The organism is Flavobacterium panacagri, assembly GCF_030378165.1.
In the GTDB taxonomy this organism is placed as follows: domain Bacteria; phylum Bacteroidota; class Bacteroidia; order Flavobacteriales; family Flavobacteriaceae; genus Flavobacterium; species Flavobacterium panacagri.
This window is the reverse complement of sequence record NZ_CP119766.1, coordinates 1147536-1165076: the sequence shown is the minus strand read 5'-3', so window position 1 is coordinate 1165076 and position 17541 is coordinate 1147536. Positions and strand designations below refer to the sequence as shown.

Genomic DNA, 17541 nt, shown 5'->3' with positions numbered 1-17541 from the left:
AATCTTAGAACCTTAGCGTCTTAGTAACTTAGAATCTTAAAAAGGTATTATTATAATTACTACTTTTATAGGTTATAATTAAAACAGATTTATTTTGAAAACATCATCTGCAATATATCAAAAGTTAGAGGCTTTCATTAAGAAATATTATACCAACGAATTGATAAAAGGCGTATTACTTTTTACCGGTTTTGGTTTATTATATTTTCTATTTACGCTTTTTGTAGAGTACTTTCTTTGGCTAAAACCTTTAGGAAGAACTTTTCTGTTTTGGTTATTTATTGGAGTTGAAGTTTTCCTTTTAGTCCGTTTAATTCTTTTCCCATTATTTAAGTTATTCAAACTTCAAAAAGGAATTGATTATACTCAGGCTTCAAAAATTATTGGAAGTCATTTCACAGAAGTAAGCGATAAGTTGACTAACTTTTTGCAATTGTCTTCTGAAAATAATAATGAAAGTTCAGAATTGGTTTTGGCTTCGATAGAACAAAAAGCAAATTCTTTGCAGCCAATTCCTTTTGGAAATGCCATCAATTTTAAAGCTAACAAAAAATATCTGCCATTAGCTTTAGTTCCAATTTTACTTTTTGCTGTGTTTTATATTTCTGGAAATAGTAATATTATTTCTCAGAGTTTGAATAGAGTAGTGCATTTCAATGCTGCATTTTTACCACCAGCTCCTTTCAAGTTTGTGGTTTTAAATTCGAATTTGCAGGCAGAACAGAACAAAGATTTTGTGATCAAAATGGAATCTGTTGGAAACGTTGTTCCTGAAAATGTGATGATTCATATTGGTAATGAAAGCTATTTTATGGAATCTCCTCAAGCCGGAAAGTTTGAATTTAAAATTGAAAAACCTTCCGAAAATATTCAATTTTCTTTTGAAGGAAATTCAGTTGTTTCAGAAGAATATGAATTAAAAGTAATCACTGTTCCATCAATTGCTAACTTCGAAATGGTTTTGAATTTCCCTTCTTATCTAAAGAAAAAATCAGAAACAATTCAGGGAACTGGAAATGCAATTGTACCAGAAGGAACGACTGTAACCTGGAAAATGAATACCAAATCTACACAAGAAGTGGTGTGGAAAAGAGATAATGAAGTATTTAAGTTCAATAAGGAAGAAAATGAGTTTAAATTAGCTAAAAATATAAGTCAAAATACCGAATATCAAATACTTACGTCTAATGATAAGGTGAAAAACTATGAAAAACTAGATTATCAGCTGTCTGTGATTAAAGATCAGTTTCCAACGATCAATGTTGGTCCTGCACCTGATAGTTTGAAGTTGGATAAGAACTATATTCTTGGAAGATTGGGTGATGATTACGGGCTTTCGAAATTACAAATTGTATACTATGAACGTAACAAACCACAATCTGCTAAGCGTGGAAACATTCCTGTGAAGGCTGGAGTATTCGATCAGTTTGTTTTTAATTTTCCAAGTAACCTTCCAGTAGAAGAAGGTGTTTCATACGAATACTATTTTGAAGTTTTTGATAACGATGCGCCACACGGATTTAAGAGCACAAAGTCTTCTACATTTTCAGATCGTGTAGCTACGACAGATGAAATTCAGGATCAGGAATTACAACAACAAAATCAAAACATCAATAGTTTATCTAAGTCTTTGAAGAACCAAACGAAGCAGATTTCAGAAATGGATAAACTTCAGAATACAGGAAAAGAAAAGGATAATTTAGAGTTTAAAGATCAGCAGAAGATCAATGATTTTATCAAACGTCAGAAACAACAAGACGAAATGATGAAACAATTCTCTGAGAAAATGAATCAGAATTTAGACAAATTCAAAGATGATAAGAAGGATAAAACTGCTGATGATTTACAAAAGCGTTTAGATAATGCACAGAAAGATTTAGAAAAGAATCAGAAATTATTAGATGAATTGAAGAACCTGAATGATAAATTAAACAGTGAGGAACTGTTTGATAAGATGGAAAAGTTCAAACAAATCAGTAAAAATCAATCTCGTAATTTAGAACAATTGGTTGAGTTGACCAAGCGTTTTTATGTTTCTAAGAAAGCAGAACAGGTTGCAGAGAAACTAAATAAACTGTCAGAACAACAGGAACAGTTATCAAATAAAGAAAAAGAAAACACTAAAGAGAAGCAGGATGAAATCAATAAATCTTTTGATAAGATTCAAGAAGATTTAAAAGACTTGAAAGAGGAAAACAAGACTTTAAAGAAGCCTTTAGACATTCCATCTGATGCTTCAAAAGAGAAAGAAGTAGATAATGATTTGAATAAAGCTTCTGAAGAATTGAGTAAAAAGAATACTTCTGGAGCTAAACCAAAACAGAAAAGTGCTGCAAAGAAAATGAAGTCTATGGCTCAGGAAATGCAGAGTGAAATGGAAGGTGGAGAACAAGAGCAATTAGAAGAAGATGTAGCAATGCTTCGTCAGATTCTAGATAATCTTTTGGCTTATTCATTGTCACAAGAAGATGTGATGAAACAGTTCAAAGCAATGAAATTAGGTTCTTCTGCATTCACAAAAAACATCAAGATTCAGCAGAATTTGAAACAGCAGTTCCGACATGTTGATGATAGTTTGTTTGCACTTTCATTGCGTAATCCAAAAGTAGCTGAAGAAGTAACCAAAGAAATTGGAAATGTGCAATACAATATGGACAAGGCTATAGAAACTTTAACCGATGTTCAAATTCCAAGAGGAGTTTCACACCAACAATATGCAGTTTCATCTGCTAATAAGTTAGCCGATTTTTTAAGTGATTTATTAAACAATATGCAGATGTCTATGTCTAAACCAGGCATGGGAAAACCTAAACCGGGTGACGGGCAGGGAATGCAATTGCCAGATATTATTCAGAAACAAAAAGGTCTTGCTGATAAAATGAAAGAAGGAATGAAACCAGGTCAGCAACCCGGAGATAAAGCTGGTGATGGCAAAGATGGAAAGTCTGGACAAGGACAAAATGGTCAAGGTAAAGATGGTCAGGGTAAGGAAGGACAAGGTAACAAAAGTGGAGATAAAGGTTCTTCGGGTAAAGATGGAAAGAATGGAAAAGGAGAGAAGAACGGTAATGAAGGAGAAGATGGAGAAGGCGATGCAGAAGCAATAATGGAAATTTATAAAGAGCAAGTTAAGCTTCGTGAAGCACTACAAAAAGAGTTAGCAAAGAAAGGTTTAGACTCTCAAGGGAAATCTGTTATTGACCAAATGAAACAATCTGAGAAGCAGATTTTGAATAAAGGTTTTAAGAATGAGAACTTGCAGCGTATCTTAAATATTCAGCAAGAATTATGGAAATTAAACAATGCAGTACAGCAACAAGGTCAAGATACGCAAAGACAATCTGAAACAAATAAGGCTGAATTTACGAATCGATCCAATGCTTTACCAAGTTCGTTGTTGGAATATTTAAACAGTGTGGAGATATTAAACAGACAATCACTACCTTTGCGCTCGAATTTTAATCAAAAAGTTCAAGAATACTTTAATACAAAATGATAAATTTTAATTACGAAACAGATTTTACTTTAGGAGACGAGCAGGTTTTTAGTGACTGGCTTAGTGCTGTAATTGTTTCTGAAAACAAGAATGAAGGTGAAATCAATTATATATTTTGTGATGATGAGTATCTTCATAAAATCAATGTAGAATATTTAGATCACGACACTTTAACTGATATAATTAGTTTTGATTATTCAGTTGGTAACGAGTTAAATGGAGATATTTTTGTTTCTGTAGAGCGAGTTGCAGACAATGCAAAAGACTTCAATGTTTCATTTGCTGAAGAACTTAAGAGAGTGTTATCTCATGGTATACTACATTACTGTGGATATAAAGATAAGACCGATGAAGATGCTCAATTAATGAGAGCTAAGGAAGAAGAGAAGATGAAGATGTTTCACGTGGAACAGTAATTAAATAACTTTTGAATGTATATGTTCCACGTGAAACGTTTTTTATTTTTGTTTAAAATTTTTATAACGTTCCACGTGAAACATATTTAAAAAAAAAGTAAAAGAATTTACAACGTTCCACGTGGAACGTTAATGTAAAGAGTTTGAATAAAAGATTAAATCGTTCCACGTGGAACGATTTTTTAAGTTTGAATTTAAAAGAAAAGCATAAGATGTTTCACGTGGAACATGATTTTAAAATGTTCTTCGAAAGTTTAGAATGGAAGTTTATAATGGAAGTTTATAATGGAAGTTTATAATGGAAGTTTATAATGGAAGTTTATAATGGAAGTTTATAATGGAAGTTTATAATGGAAGTTTATAATGGAAGTTTATAATGGAAGTTTAGAATGGAAGTTTAGAATGGAAGTTTAGAATGGAAGTTTAGAATGGAAGTTTAGAATGGAAGTTTAGAATGGAAGTTTAGAATGGAAGTTTAGAATGGAAGTTTAGAATGGAAGTTTAGAATGGAAGTTTAGAATGGAAGTTTAGAATGGAAGTTTAGAATGGAAGTTTAGAATGGAAGTTTAGAATGGAAGTTTAGAATGGAAGTTTAGAATGGAAGTTTAGAATGGAAGTTTACAAATGTTTCACGTGAAACGTTTTGTTTTGAAAGTTCTAGTTTGAAAGTTCTGATTTGAAAGTTCTGATTTGAAAGTTCTGATTTGAAAGTTCTGATTTGAAAGTTCTGATTTGAAAGTTCTGATTTGAAAGTTCTGATTTGAAAGTTCTGATTTGAAAGTTCTGATTTGAAAGTTCTGATTTGGAAGTTCTGATTTGGAAGTTCTGATTTGGAAGTTCTGATTTGGAAGTTCTGATTTGGAAGTTCTGTTTGAAGTTCTGTTTGAAGTTCTGTTTGAAGTTCTGTTTGAAGTTCTGTTTGAAGTTCTGTTTGAAGTTAAATAAAATTGTTTCACGTGAAACAATTTTATTTTAAAGATTCCAGTTTGAAAATTCCAGTTTGAAAATTCCAGTTTGAAAATTCCAGTTTGAACCTGAAACCTGAAACCTGAAACTTGAAACCTGAAACTTGAAACAAAATAAATACGTTCCACGTGGAACAAGGAAAATGTAAAAGTAATTCTAGAAACTGCGTTAGCGGCTTTTGGAGAATAATAAAACAAAATGTTTTTAGAAGAATACGATGTTATTGTGGTTGGTGCTGGCCATGCTGGATCAGAAGCTGCAGCTGCGGCTGCAAATTTGGGATCGAAAACTTTATTGGTTACAATGAGTTTGCAAAACATAGCACAGATGTCTTGTAATCCTGCGATGGGTGGAATTGCAAAAGGACAGATCGTTCGTGAAATTGATGCACTTGGTGGATATTCAGGAATCGTTTCAGATAAAACTGCGATCCAGTTCAAAATGCTGAATAAATCAAAAGGACCTGCAATGTGGTCGCCGAGGGTTCAAAGTGATAGAATGCGTTTTGCAGAAGAATGGAGAATGATGTTGGAGGCAACTCCAAATCTTGATTTTTATCAAGAGATGGTAAAAGGACTGATAATCGAAGATGGAAAGATAAAGGGAATTAGAACTTCGCTTGGTGTGGAGATTCGTTCCAAATCTGTGGTTTTGACAAATGGTACTTTTTTGAATGGTTTAATTCATATCGGAGAAAAACAATTTGGTGGAGGAAGAGCAGGCGAAAGTGCTGCAACCGGAATTACCGAAGATTTGATCAAAGCAGGTTTTGAAGCAGGAAGAATGAAAACAGGAACGCCACCTCGAGTAGATGGACGTTCTTTAGATTATTCTAAAATGAACGAAGAAAAAGGAGATGCGAAACCAGCTAAGTTTTCTTATTCAGATGTGACTTCTCCATTAATTCATCAGCGTTCTTGTCATATGACGTATACGTCTTTGGATGTTCATGATATTTTGAGAGAAGGTTTTGATCGTTCTCCAATGTTTAACGGAAGGATCAAAAGTTTAGGTCCAAGATATTGCCCTTCTATCGAAGATAAGATTAATCGTTTTGCAGATAAAGAGCGTCATCAATTATTTGTGGAGCCGGAAGGATGGAATACTTGTGAAGTTTATGTAAACGGATTTTCAACTTCACTTCCTGAGGATATTCAATTCAAAGCGCTTCGTTCGGTAGCAGGTTTTGAAAATGTAAAATTCTTTAGACCTGGTTATGCAATCGAATATGATTTCTTTCCACCGACACAATTGAAACATACGTTGGAAACTAAATTAGTTGAAGGATTATATTTCGCTGGACAGATTAACGGAACAACAGGATATGAAGAAGCAGCTTCTCAAGGTTTGATGGCCGGAATCAATGCGCATTTAAAAGTGCACGAAAAAGAGCCATTGATTTTAAAACGTGATGAAGCGTACATTGGAGTTCTAATTGATGATTTGATTACCAAAGGAACAGAAGAACCTTATCGTATGTTTACATCAAGAGCAGAGTATAGAACTTTGTTGCGACAAGATAACGCTGATTTCAGATTGACGCCAATGTCATACGAAATTGGTTTAGCTTCTGAAGATCGTCTACGAAGAATGGAAAAGAAATTAAATGAATCTGAAAAGATGGTTCAATTCTTTAAAGAAACTAGTGTAACGATTGGAGAAACAAATCCGATTTTGGAAGCAAAAGAATCTGCACCAATTTCGCAGGGAGATAAAATGTTTAAGATTTTTTCTCGTCCGCAGATTGAACTAGAAGATATGTTGAAATTTGAAAAAGTTTCTTCTTATATCGAAGAAAATAAATTGGATGAAGAAATTGTAGAACAAGCGGTAATTCAAGTAAAATATTCGGGTTATATCGAAAAGGAACGAAATAATGCAGATAAATTAAATCGTTTGGAAGAAGTAAAAATTCCAGACAATTTCGATTATAACAAAATCAAATCAATGTCGATTGAAGCAAAACAAAAATTAAGCAAGATTCGTCCTGTAACCATTTCACAGGCTTCAAGAATAAGTGGAGTATCACCAAGTGATATTTCCGTGCTTTTAATTTATATGGGAAGATAGATTTGTAGAGATCAGTGTTCAGTTTTTTAGTTAGCAGTTATACTGAACACTTTAAAACTGAACACTGATCACTAAACAAATGTTCCACGTGAAACGTTTTAATAAAAAATGATCAAAAAATGAAAGTTGTACATCAAAATAGTTTTTCAGAAAAGGAAAAAGAAACATTGTGGCAACTTCGAAATAATGAATATCCAGTTCAATTTGGTCATGAAACTTTTCAGGAATTTGAGTCGTATTGCAATGCTTTAGTAAAAACAGAAAATTACGTTCTAATTGACTCTGGAAATGTTATTCAAGGTTGGGCTTATACTTTTTTACGAGATAGCGAAGTTTGGTTTGCAATAATGTTGAATTATCAAATTCAGGGAAAAGGATACGGCAGAATTTTATTGGAAGAAATCAAAAAGAATAATGAAGATTTGAATGGCTGGGTAATCGATCATGAAAATGATATCAAACGAAATAATAAAAAATACAAATCGCCATTAGAATTTTATGTTCTAAATGGTTTTGATGTTTTAGCAGATATCAGATTAGAAAATGAAAAGATATCGGCTGTGAAGATCAATTGGAAAAATAACAAATAATAAAAACTAAAAATCCTAAAAATGATGAAATTTCGTTTTTAGGATTTGCTATAAATTAAACCCAAATATCTATAATTTTAAAAATGGACGTTTTAAACAAAAAACACTTTCTTACGGTAAAAGACCATTCTGTTTCAAAAGAAATTTTCGATTTGTATTATGATGAAGAATTAGATATGCTGATTACTTCTCCACAACCTGAACTTCAAAATTTAGGTAAATACTACGAAAGTGAAGATTATATTTCGCATACAGACAACAAACGTTCCTTATTTGAAAAAGCTTATCATTTTGTAAAAAATATAGCGCTTCAGAATAAATTGAATTTAATTAATAGCGAACAACCACAAAAAGGTAAATTACTGGATATTGGAGCTGGAACTGGAGATTTTCTATTAACAGCAAAAAACAACGGTTGGGAGACCATTGGAGTTGAACCAAGTGAAAGAGCAAAAAATAGTGCCAAACAAAAAGGAATTTCTTTTGTTGAAGAAATTAGCTCTTTAGAAAATAATTCTTTGGATGTAATTACGATGTGGCATGTTTTGGAACACGTTCCAGATTTAGAACATCAAATCCAAGAATTGAAGCGTTTGTTAAAACCAACTGGAACATTAATTGTTGCGGTTCCAAATTACAAATCGTTTGATGCCAATCATTATGAAACTTTTTGGGCAGCCTATGATGTACCAATTCATTTTTGGCATTTCTCTAAAAAATCAATTCAGCTGCTTTTTGAAAAAGTAGAGATGAAATTGGAAAAAATACTTCCAATGAAATTTGATTCGTTTTATGTTAGCCTTTTATCAGAAAAATATAAAACGGGAAAAATGAATTATATCAAAGCTTTTTTTGTTGGATTAAAATCAAATTGGAAAGCTAAAGCAACAAAAGAATATTCGTCACATATTTACGTTTTAAAAAATAAATAAAAATATCTAAAAGCTATTTTTTCCAAAAAGGATGAAATGGCTTTTTGTATTAGAAAAAGATCAAAAAACATCGATTTTATAGTAATAGTGTTGATTTATAGTTATTTTTCTTTCTATAAATAAAAACAATATGATAAAATTTACGCATTTTTTAAAGTTTATGCTGATGCTATTGATTTTTTTATATTTTTGTCTTCAATCACTTAAAAAAATTAGAATTAAAAAAAATGAAAAAAGCATTAGTTATTATCGCACTTTCAGTTTTCGCAGTTTCTTGTAACAAAACAGCAGAGGTAAAGGAAGTAAAAACAGCTTACGTGGATACTTCGGTTTTGATGAAAGAGTACACTGAGGCAAAAGATCTAGAGGCAAAGTATAAAGCTCAAGCGGAAGAAAAAGGGAGACAATTACAAGCTGAAATTTCACGTTTTAAACAAGATGCTGCTAGCTTCCAAAGTCAAGCACAAGCAAATGGTCAAGCTTGGGCACAGCAAAGAGGTGCAGAATTACAAAAAAGAGAGCAGCAATTAGGATATGCTCAACAAGCATTGGCTCAACAATTACAGCAAGAAAGTGGAGTTGAAATGGATTCTCTTGTTAGTGGAGTTAAAAAATTCATCAAAGACTACGGAAAGAAAAACGGTTACTCTTACATCTACGGTACAGGAGATGCTGCAACTGTTTTATATGCTGAAGACAAATATGATATCACAAAAGAGATTATCAAAGAATTGAACGAAAAATACAAAGCTTCTCCTAAAGCAGATGCAAAACCAGCAGCTGAAGCAAAAGAAGGCGAAGCAAAAAAATAAAAACTACCAAACTAACTAAATTACTAAAAACCTAAATCCACTAAGATTTAGGTTTTTTCTTTTTATAAAAATGCGGTAATTTTAGTTTTTAATACAAGCCCAATGCAAAACGTTTCAGAAGCGGCAGCTTACACTTTACAATTCATCAATCAGACGCAAAAATCTATTTTCCTTACTGGTAAAGCGGGAACAGGAAAAACTACGCTTTTGCGCGAAATCATTGCAACTACTCACAAAAATACTGTGGTTGTCGCGCCAACTGGAATTGCGGCTTTGAATGCAGGCGGTGTTACGATTCACTCTATGTTCCAGCTTCCGTTTTCTGCATTTATTCCGTCATATGAAGCAAGTGCACAATTTACCGATACGGTTAAGTTCGAAAACAAGGAATCGCTGCGACGCCATTTCAAAATGAATAACGTCAAGCGAAATGTAATCAAAAACATGGAGCTTCTAGTTATTGATGAAGTGAGTATGATGCGAGCTGATTTGCTGGATGCTGTCGATTTTATGATGCAGACTGTTCGAAGAAACACGCAGCCTTTTGGTGGAGTTCAAGTTTTGTTTATTGGAGATTTGCTTCAGTTGCCACCGGTTATTCGGGATGAAGAATGGCGAACGCTAAAAAACTATTACCGCGGAAAGTTTTTTTTCCATTCCCATGTTCTTCAAACATATCCGCCGATTTATATTGAATTGTCAAAAATCTATCGTCAGACCGATGATGCTTTTATCTCGGTTTTGAACAATCTTCGAAATAATCAGATCACCCCAGAAGATATAGCCATTCTAAATCATTATGTTAAGCCTGATTTTGACTTCAAGGAAAACAAAGGTTATATAACGCTTACAACGCATAATGCCAAAGCTGATTCTATTAACAATCAGTCAATCAATGATTTAGATGGTAAAGAATACATTTATACACCATTTGTAGTTGGAGACTTTCCAGAGAAGATTTTCCCAGTTGAAGAAGAACTGAAATTGAAGGTCGGGGCGCAGATCATGTTCGTTAAGAATGACTTATCTTTTGAAAAGAGATATTTCAATGGAAAGATGGGTGTAATCAAATCGCTTTCGGATGAAGAAATTTTTGTTCACTTCCCTGAAGAGAACATGACTCTGGAAGTAGAAAAGTACGAATGGAAGAATATCCGTTACAAAGTCAACGAACAAACCAAAGATATCGAGGAAGAGGTTTTAGGAACCTTTGCGCATTATCCAATCAAGCTCGCATGGGCGATTACGGTGCACAAAAGCCAAGGTTTGACTTTTGACAAAGCAGCGCTTGATGTATCGCAAGTTTTTCTGCCCGGGCAGGCCTATGTAGCACTTTCGCGTTTGCGTTCCTTAAACGGGCTTATTTTGCTTTCTCCGATGCAGATGAATGGTATTTCGAACGACCAAGATGTGATGGATTACGCTCTGAACAGAGCAACGGAAGAAGTTTTGAAAACTTCACTTCACTTTGAAACCAAAAATTTTATTCATAACTATTTGATTAACAGTTTTAATTGGGGAGAATTGGCGCAAGAATGGCGAAATCATCGTTTTAGTTATAACGAAAATGCTACTGGATCAGAAAAATCGAAACACGCGGCTTGGGCGAATAAGCGAATGGAAATCATCGAGCAGCTTTTGGACCCTTCGCAGAAATTCATTGCACAGCTCAATAAAATTTTCATCAAAGAAACAGTTGATTTGTTTTTTGTGAAAGAAAGGGTAGAAGCTGCGTATGATTATTTCTTTAAACCAATGGACAAGTTGGTTGATGATTTGATTTATAAAATAAATGAAATTCAGAAATTTAAAAAAGTCAAGGAATTCTATGAAGAACTAAACTTTTTGGAAGATCTCCAAACAAAAGCCGTTTTGCGATTGATGAAAGCCAAATTACTGATTGAAGTTGTGGTTTCGGGCGAAGCAATCTCTAAAGAAAAATTATCATCGCCAGTTATTCGAAATTATAAAATCAACAAAGCGGAAAGAATCCGAGAAGAGCTGAAAACAGTAAATACAGACATTTTCAGGACAGAAGAACCCGTTGTTCGATACAAATCAACTAAAGTGGAGAAAACCGAGCTTAAAACGGCTAAAAAAACGACAATTGAAGAAACGTACGATTTGTGGATCGAGAAAAATTCTGTAGAAGATATTGCAAGAATGCGTAAATTGAATGTTCAAACTATCGAAGGACATTTGATCAGACTGATTCAATCTAAAAAAATCGAAATTACGGATGTTTTACCATACGATAAAATTTTAGCACTAAGAGAAGCGTTTCAGTTTTATCAGGAAGAATCGTTAAGCGGTCTGAAAGAAAAACACGGTGATGAATTTACTTGGGACGAATTAAAAATGTTCAAAGCGAGCATTAATTAATTGTATTTGAACGTCCCACGTGAAACATTGTTTGTGTTTCTTAAAATTATAGTTTATAATATATTAAATCAATTTTGGCATGAAAACATATAAATTTTTTCTAGCGTTTTTAATCTTTTGTTCGTCATTTGTAAATGCACAAGATTTGAAACCCGAATACCAGAAATTCATTTCGAAGTTTATTTTGGAAGTGAAAAAAGGAGATAAAAAAGCCGTTTCAAAACATTTTAAGTTTCCGTTTAAACGAGTATATCCAATTCCTTTTGTGAAAGATAAACAAGATTTTATAAAAAGATACAACCAGATTTTTGATAAAGTTTTGATTGAAAAAATAACGAAATCAGATCCGGCAAAAGATTGGTCAGAAGTAGGGTGGAGAGGAATTATGCTGAACAGAGGCGATTTGTGGATTGATACCGATGGAAGAATTACGAGTATTCTTCATCAATCTGATGAAGAACTGAAATTAAAAAAAGAATTGATTGCGGCGCAGAAAAAAGAAGTAAACGTTTCTCTTTCAAAATTTGAAGAACCGGTTGCTGTTTTGGAAACTTCAAAATTCAGAATCAGAATTGATGATCTCGGAAATGACAATTACAGATATGCTTCATGGTCGGTTAGACAGAAAATGACAGACAAACCAGATTTGGTGATTGAAAAAGGAGTTCATCAAGCGGATGGAACTGGAGGAAATCATTACTATGAATTTAAAAAAGGAAATTTCACATACAATTGTTATATCATTGTTTTGGGCCGATCAGATTCACCGCCTGCAATTCTAACGGTTTATCAATCTGGAAAAAAAATTTTGTCTCAGGATGCAAAGATTGTGAGGCAGTAAAATCCAAACTTAAAAAACACTTTCTCTTGAGTTGATAGAGAAAGTGTTTTTTATTTATGCCGCTTTTTCAGCAAAAGCCAAGATGTAGCCATCCAGATCTTTTACGTAAAACTCCCGCATTCCGTACCAGGTTTTTTGGAGTTCTGTAATTTCAAGTTTTTCATTTTTAAGGCTTTGATGCAAATTTTGTATGCCTTTGACTTCCATATAAAAAGATACAGTAGCTCCAATCTTCATTCCCGAAGAAAAAGGAACATCTGTCTTAAAAGTATCCGAGCGCTGGAGCATAATTTCGACAGCATCTTGCTGTATCATGGCATAGACATATTCTTTATCGGAATGAATTACATTGTCAACGCCGTCTTGACTTTCGGGAACCGCCATAATTAATTTAAAGCCAAAATGCTGGATGTAAAATTCGACACTTTTTCTGATGTCTCTTACTTCAAAATTGGGAGATAGTTTGCTTATTTTCATTTGAATGAAATTAAAAATTAAGCCTCAAAATTATTTTTCTTCCCGTGTTGATAATTGTAAAAATCGGTCGTTTTTATTTTTGTGAAGTTCCTTTGGTGTAGCGCCAGTGTATTTTTTAATTTCTTTTATGAAATGTGCTTGATCAAAGAAATCAATCTGCGGTTTAAGATTTCCATTTGATATCTCTTGATAAGCAGCATTGCAACGAATAATTTTCAGGAATTCTTTAAGCGGAATTCCAAACTGCGAATTAAAATAGCGATTGATCTGCCGGCTACTCCAGAAAATTTGAGTAGAAATTTCTGAAACTGTTTTTACCTGATGTTGGTATACAAAATCGAATAGTTTTAGTTTTCGGTTGTCAATCGCATTAAATCTGCTGATTTTGAAGTTCAGGTTTTCAGAAACGACGGTTGCAAATTTTTCGAATTCATCAAAGGCGAAAGAGTCTATATTCCAGAACGATAACGGTAAATTTTGTGTGGTATCTAAAATAGATTTGATTTCTGTTTTAAAAAAATACTCGAGTGCTAGGAGTTTAAATCTGATGGCAAAAAAAGTAGTATTCTTGGGTATTTGGATATCTTTTGGTGTTGTCCAAATTCCAGTCAGTTTTACTTTGGATAAGGCTTGGTTTTCAAATTCGGCAATAAGATCAAAATAACCATCGGGCAGAATAGTGTGGTTTATTGCTGTTTCTGAAGTTTCATAATACCAGAAGGATTGCACAAAATTGCTTAGAATTTCAGTTGGCTTTATTTCTTTATAGCTCATCGATTTTTCTCTTTTTAAGAATCTAATACGATTTCGTTCTTGTTGATTTAACAATGAATCTTTTCCACGTGAAACGGAAGAAAATGAATTAACAAAAGCATATTTCCTTTTTACGATTTATTTCAGATTTTTTGTGAAGTTGATTTTTCTTCAATTGCTATCGGTACAGTTAAATAAGCTCAAAAATATAATTTTTATAGGATGTTTATAATCAGTAAAAAGCAAAAAAAAATCCTATTCAGAAGAATAGGATTTTCAATAGTTTTATAGATTTTCGACTAATATCCAAGCGTCTGGATTTTCGCCTTTTTGTATTTCTCTTTTCGCTTGTTCAGCTTCTTGCATTGTAGCGTAGCTTCCGTATAAAACCGGAAATAATCCGTGTTTGTTTTCTTTCAGCATTCTAGCTTTGAAACCATCTTTAATGAGTTGATTGTAAGCTTTTCTTGCATTTGCTTCACTTCTGAATGCGCCAGCTATAATGTGATAAGGCATAGTTGGCTCAACAGTTTCAACTTTAGCAGAATCTACAGAAAGCGTTACTGCTGGAAGCGGACTTTTGATAAAGAAAGTGGCCTCTTGTATTTTGTTCTGCACTTTTTTCTGAACGGATTTTTCAACCATAAGAGTTTGGTTGTCAATCTGATTTTGATATAATGGATAACCAATACTTCCTGTAATTCCAAGTCCAAGAACAATTATCGCTGCATATTTCAAGAATGGATTTGAGGATTTTGCCTGTTCTTCATTTTCATATAACAAAACAGCATCTTTTTCTTTTGCAGCGATTTTTTCGATTTTTTTCTCGAAAATCTCTTTTTTCACAATTGGAGAAACAAAAGGACTTAATCCAAAAGAATTTGCTTGATAATTGCTTTGATCGTTTGGTGTGAAAACGATATTACTTTCAGAGTTTAAACGTAGTTCTCCAATATTTTTCAAAAGAATTACGCCATTTTCTTCTAATGTTTTTTTCCAGCTTAAAACTTCAAAAGCAATTGCACTTACAGCAAAACCATAAGAGGTTTTTTCAGCTTGCGCGATATGATTTGCTAACAATCCGTCGTTATTTTTGATACGACTGTTGAAAGAAACGGTTTTTTTAGGAGGAAAAAACGAATTAGTGTTTGGATTAAGCTGCGCCGAATGTGTTTCGGTTAAAAACGCACCAAATCCTGGAACCGTTACACACTGATAACGATACAATAACTGTGAGATGTATACTTCGATTTTCATAGTCACAAAGTTATGCATCGCTTATAGTTATCAAAATTTTATTCACAATTTTTATTAACAATTGAGTTTTATTTTTAGATAATTCATTTTCAAATATATATGCCAGTGTTTATGTAATTCTAGAAATGATTTTAAAATTTAACAGTAAAAATTATTAAGAATTTACTTTGTTTTATTGATATTTGCGCTTTTAAAATGATAAAATAAAAATTCTATTTTACATAATATTATAAAAGATGAATGATCAAGAGTTGTTTTATTTGCTTGCGCTTCTAAAAGTCGATGGAGTAGGAGATATTATGGGAAAGAAGTTATTGCATTCTTTTGGTGATGCCGAATCTATTTTTAAGGCAAAAAATAGCCAACTCGCAACAGTTGACGGAATTGGAAGTGTCTTATTGAAAAACCTAAAAGATAAAAGCGTTTTTGATAAAGCTGAAAAAGAATTGTTTTTTATTAAAAATAATACCCTTCAAACTTCTTTTTTTCAAGACGAAAGTTATCCTGAAAGGCTAAAACATTGTCTTGATGGGCCTATTTTAATTTTTACGGCTGGAAAATTAGATTTTAAAAACAGGAAAATAATCAGCATTGTCGGAACTAGACAGATTACCTCTTATGGAACAGAATTCTGCAGAAAATTGATTGAAGATTTAGCTCCACTAGATCCTGTAATCGTAAGCGGATTTGCTTATGGCGTAGATATCGTGGCGAATCAAGCCGCTATAGATCATAATTTGCAGACCATTGGTGTTTTGGCTCACGGATTAAATCAGATATATCCGAAAACACATAAAAAGTATATGGCAAAGATCGAAGAGAATGGGGGTTTTATTACTGAATTTTGGAGTGATTCTAATCCTGATAAAGAAAAATTTGTACGCAGAAATCGCATTGTTGCTGGAATGAGTGAAGCTACAATTGTAATTGAATCTGCTGACAAAGGTGGCTCATTAATCACAGCGAACATGGCCAATGAATACAATCGTGATGTTTTTGCAGTGCCGGGTAGAGTAACAGATAAATATAGTCAAGGCTGTAATAATTTGATTAAAACTCAAAAAGCTAGCGTATTAACCAATGCCGCAGATTTGATTTATATGCTGAATTGGGATATTAAAGAAAAACAAAAGCCAATCCAGAAACTACTTTTTGTTGACTTGGAACCAGAAGAACAAAAAGTATATGATTTTCTCCAAGTTAACGGAAAGGAATTACTTGATATTATTGCCATTGAATGTGATTTTCCGATTTTCAAAATGTCTGGAATTCTCTTAAATATGGAATTAAAAGGCTTAATAAGACCACTTCCTGGAAAACTTTTTGAATCAATTTAACGCAGAAAATCCTATATATAATTGTTGAATTAAAAAAAACGTTGATCAGTTTTGAAACCAATCAACGTTTGATTTTAAAATATGTCAAGAGTTAGAAAATTATTTCGAAAACCCTAAAACTTCTCTAACTTTTGCCAAAACACCATCAGCAATTACAGAAGCTTTAGTTGCGCCTTTTTTCAATAAGGCATCTACTTCTTCAAGGTTGTTGATGTAGTAATTATATTTCTCTCTTTCTGTTTTGAATTTTTCTGTAATCAATTCAAATAGAGCTTGTTTTGCATGGCCGTATCCATAATTTCCGCCAAGATAATTAGCTCTCATCTGAGCGATTTGCTCTTCATTTGCTAAAAGGGAATAGATTGCAAATGCGTTGCAAGTATCAGGATTTTTTGGATCTTCAAGTGGTGTCGAATCTGTTTCGATACTCATTACTTGTTTGCGTAAGGTCTTATCATCCAAGAAAATATTGATAATGTTATTGGCAGATTTACTCATTTTTCCTCCATTTGTTCCCGGAATCAACATGATGTTTTCCTGAATTTTTGCTTCTGGAAGTACAAATGTTTCTCCCATTTGGTGATTAAAACGAGAAGCTACATCACGTGTAATTTCTAAATGCTGCAACTGATCTTTTCCAACAGGAACAAATTCAGCATCATACAATAAAATATCTGCTGCCATTAACATTGGATAAGTGAAAAGTCCTGCATTAACATCGTCCAGACGATCAGCTTTATCTTTGAAAGAATGTGCCAAAGTCAATCTCTGAAAAGGAAAAAAACAGCTTAAATACCAAGTCAATTCAGTAGTCTGCACCACATCAGATTGTCTGTAAAACGTCACTTTATCTGGATTTAAACCACAAGCAAGCCATGCTGCAGCAGTGCTGTAGGTATTCTCTCTTAAAGTTTTTCCGTCTTTAATCTGAGTGATTGAATGTAAATCAGCAATAAACAAAAAAGATTCGTTAGTCGGATCGTTTGATAATTCGATTGCTGGAATAATTGCTCCTAATAAATTTCCTAAATGCGGCGTTCCAGTACTTTGAACACCCGTAAGTATTTTTGCCATTCTCAATTTTTTCTGAATTGCAAATGTCGTGATGTTTTTTCTAACCGCAAAGTTGGATATGTTTTTCTTTGGAACGTGGTGTTTAAGCAGATTTTGTGAGCTTATTCTAACGCAAAGAGCGCAAAGGATTTTCGCAAA

The 17541-nt window shown here is 33.1% G+C and carries 14 protein-coding genes; 9 read left to right on the top strand and 5 right to left on the bottom strand.

Translation table 11 applies throughout. From position 1 onward, the window contains the following. Window positions 1-94 precede the first annotated feature (94 nt). Window positions 95-3496: a collagen-like domain-containing protein gene (locus P2W65_RS05275; RefSeq protein ID WP_289663969.1), complete on the top strand. Its 3402-nt coding sequence runs from the start codon at window positions 95-97 to the stop codon at window positions 3494-3496. Next, entirely contained in the window at window positions 3493-3912 is a 420-nt protein-coding gene (gene ybeY, locus P2W65_RS05270; protein WP_289663966.1) for an rRNA maturation RNase YbeY, read from the top strand. Before P2W65_RS05275 ends, ybeY begins: the two co-directional genes overlap by 4 nt. Window positions 3913-4541: 629 nt before the next feature. Here ybeY and P2W65_RS05265 read toward each other — a convergent pair. Next, window positions 4542-5198: a hypothetical protein gene (locus P2W65_RS05265; protein ID WP_289666222.1), complete on the bottom strand. Its 657-nt coding sequence runs from the start codon at window positions 5196-5198 to the stop codon at window positions 4542-4544. On the opposite strand from P2W65_RS05265, the gene mnmG reads away from it, so the two are divergent. The 6 genes from mnmG to P2W65_RS05235 all read left to right on the top strand — a co-directional run bounded on the left by mnmG (window position 5104) and on the right by P2W65_RS05235 (window position 12505). Then, entirely contained in the window at window positions 5104-6948 is a 1845-nt protein-coding gene (gene mnmG / locus P2W65_RS05260) for a tRNA uridine-5-carboxymethylaminomethyl(34) synthesis enzyme MnmG (protein ID WP_289666158.1), read from the top strand. The genes P2W65_RS05265 and mnmG overlap by 95 nt on opposite strands. Before the next feature lie 119 nt (window positions 6949-7067). Then, entirely contained in the window at window positions 7068-7538 is a 471-nt protein-coding gene (locus tag P2W65_RS05255; RefSeq protein WP_289663965.1) for a hypothetical protein, read from the top strand. 83 nt (window positions 7539-7621) lie between these two features. Continuing rightward, complete coding sequence (locus tag P2W65_RS05250) at window positions 7622-8470, top strand: class I SAM-dependent methyltransferase (protein WP_289663963.1); 849 nt, start codon at window positions 7622-7624, stop codon at window positions 8468-8470. 227 nt (window positions 8471-8697) lie between these two features. Beyond that, entirely contained in the window at window positions 8698-9282 is a 585-nt protein-coding gene (locus P2W65_RS05245) for an OmpH/Skp family outer membrane protein (RefSeq protein ID WP_289663962.1), read from the top strand. Between the two features lie 102 nt (window positions 9283-9384). After that, entirely contained in the window at window positions 9385-11664 is a 2280-nt protein-coding gene (locus tag P2W65_RS05240) for a helix-turn-helix domain-containing protein (protein WP_289663961.1), read from the top strand. A gap of 79 nt (window positions 11665-11743) precedes the next feature. Further along, entirely contained in the window at window positions 11744-12505 is a 762-nt protein-coding gene (locus P2W65_RS05235; RefSeq protein ID WP_289663959.1) for a hypothetical protein, read from the top strand. A gap of 54 nt (window positions 12506-12559) precedes the next feature. Here P2W65_RS05235 and P2W65_RS05230 read toward each other — a convergent pair whose 3' ends face one another. The 3 genes from P2W65_RS05230 to P2W65_RS05220 form a co-directional block, all read right to left on the bottom strand. Further along, window positions 12560-12982, bottom strand: coding sequence for a VOC family protein (locus P2W65_RS05230; protein WP_289663957.1), 423 nt, complete (start codon window positions 12980-12982; stop codon window positions 12560-12562). A 30-nt stretch (window positions 12983-13012) separates the two neighbouring features. Then, window positions 13013-13756, bottom strand: a complete 744-nt coding sequence (locus tag P2W65_RS05225; protein ID WP_289663955.1) for a helix-turn-helix domain-containing protein — start codon at window positions 13754-13756, stop codon at window positions 13013-13015. 264 nt (window positions 13757-14020) lie between these two features. Continuing rightward, window positions 14021-14992: an HU domain-containing protein gene (locus P2W65_RS05220; RefSeq protein WP_289663954.1), complete on the bottom strand. Its 972-nt coding sequence runs from the start codon at window positions 14990-14992 to the stop codon at window positions 14021-14023. Between the two features lie 236 nt (window positions 14993-15228). Here P2W65_RS05220 and dprA point away from each other — a divergent pair, with 236 nt between their 5' ends. Next, a complete protein-coding gene (gene dprA / locus P2W65_RS05215; protein WP_289663952.1) occupies window positions 15229-16329 on the top strand; it encodes a DNA-processing protein DprA in 1101 nt (366 codons plus the stop codon). Between the two features lie 99 nt (window positions 16330-16428). Here the strand turns inward: dprA and trpS are convergent, their stop codons facing one another. Next, window positions 16429-17403: a tryptophan--tRNA ligase gene (gene trpS / locus P2W65_RS05210; RefSeq protein WP_289663950.1), complete on the bottom strand. Its 975-nt coding sequence runs from the start codon at window positions 17401-17403 to the stop codon at window positions 16429-16431. Window positions 17404-17541 lie beyond the last annotated feature (138 nt).

Excerpts from the sequence above, each read along its gene's own strand:
- ybeY (WP_289663966.1), top strand. The coding sequence starts at position 3,493 with ATGATAAATTTTAATTACGAAACAGATTTTACTTTAGGAGACGAGCAG.
- P2W65_RS05265 (WP_289666222.1), bottom strand. The coding sequence starts at position 5,198 with ATGTTTTGCAAACTCATTGTAACCAATAAAGTTTTCGATCCCAAATTT.
- P2W65_RS05255 (WP_289663965.1), top strand. The coding sequence starts at position 7,068 with ATGAAAGTTGTACATCAAAATAGTTTTTCAGAAAAGGAAAAAGAAACA.
- P2W65_RS05250 (WP_289663963.1), top strand. The coding sequence starts at position 7,622 with ATGGACGTTTTAAACAAAAAACACTTTCTTACGGTAAAAGACCATTCT.
- P2W65_RS05245 (WP_289663962.1), top strand. The coding sequence starts at position 8,698 with ATGAAAAAAGCATTAGTTATTATCGCACTTTCAGTTTTCGCAGTTTCT.
- P2W65_RS05240 (WP_289663961.1), top strand. The coding sequence starts at position 9,385 with ATGCAAAACGTTTCAGAAGCGGCAGCTTACACTTTACAATTCATCAAT.
- P2W65_RS05235 (WP_289663959.1), top strand. The coding sequence starts at position 11,744 with ATGAAAACATATAAATTTTTTCTAGCGTTTTTAATCTTTTGTTCGTCA.
- P2W65_RS05230 (WP_289663957.1), bottom strand. The coding sequence starts at position 12,982 with ATGAAAATAAGCAAACTATCTCCCAATTTTGAAGTAAGAGACATCAGA.
- P2W65_RS05225 (WP_289663955.1), bottom strand. The coding sequence starts at position 13,756 with ATGAGCTATAAAGAAATAAAGCCAACTGAAATTCTAAGCAATTTTGTG.
- P2W65_RS05220 (WP_289663954.1), bottom strand. The coding sequence starts at position 14,992 with ATGAAAATCGAAGTATACATCTCACAGTTATTGTATCGTTATCAGTGT.
- dprA (WP_289663952.1), top strand. The coding sequence starts at position 15,229 with ATGAATGATCAAGAGTTGTTTTATTTGCTTGCGCTTCTAAAAGTCGAT.
- trpS (WP_289663950.1), bottom strand. The coding sequence starts at position 17,403 with ATGGCAAAAATACTTACGGGTGTTCAAAGTACTGGAACGCCGCATTTA.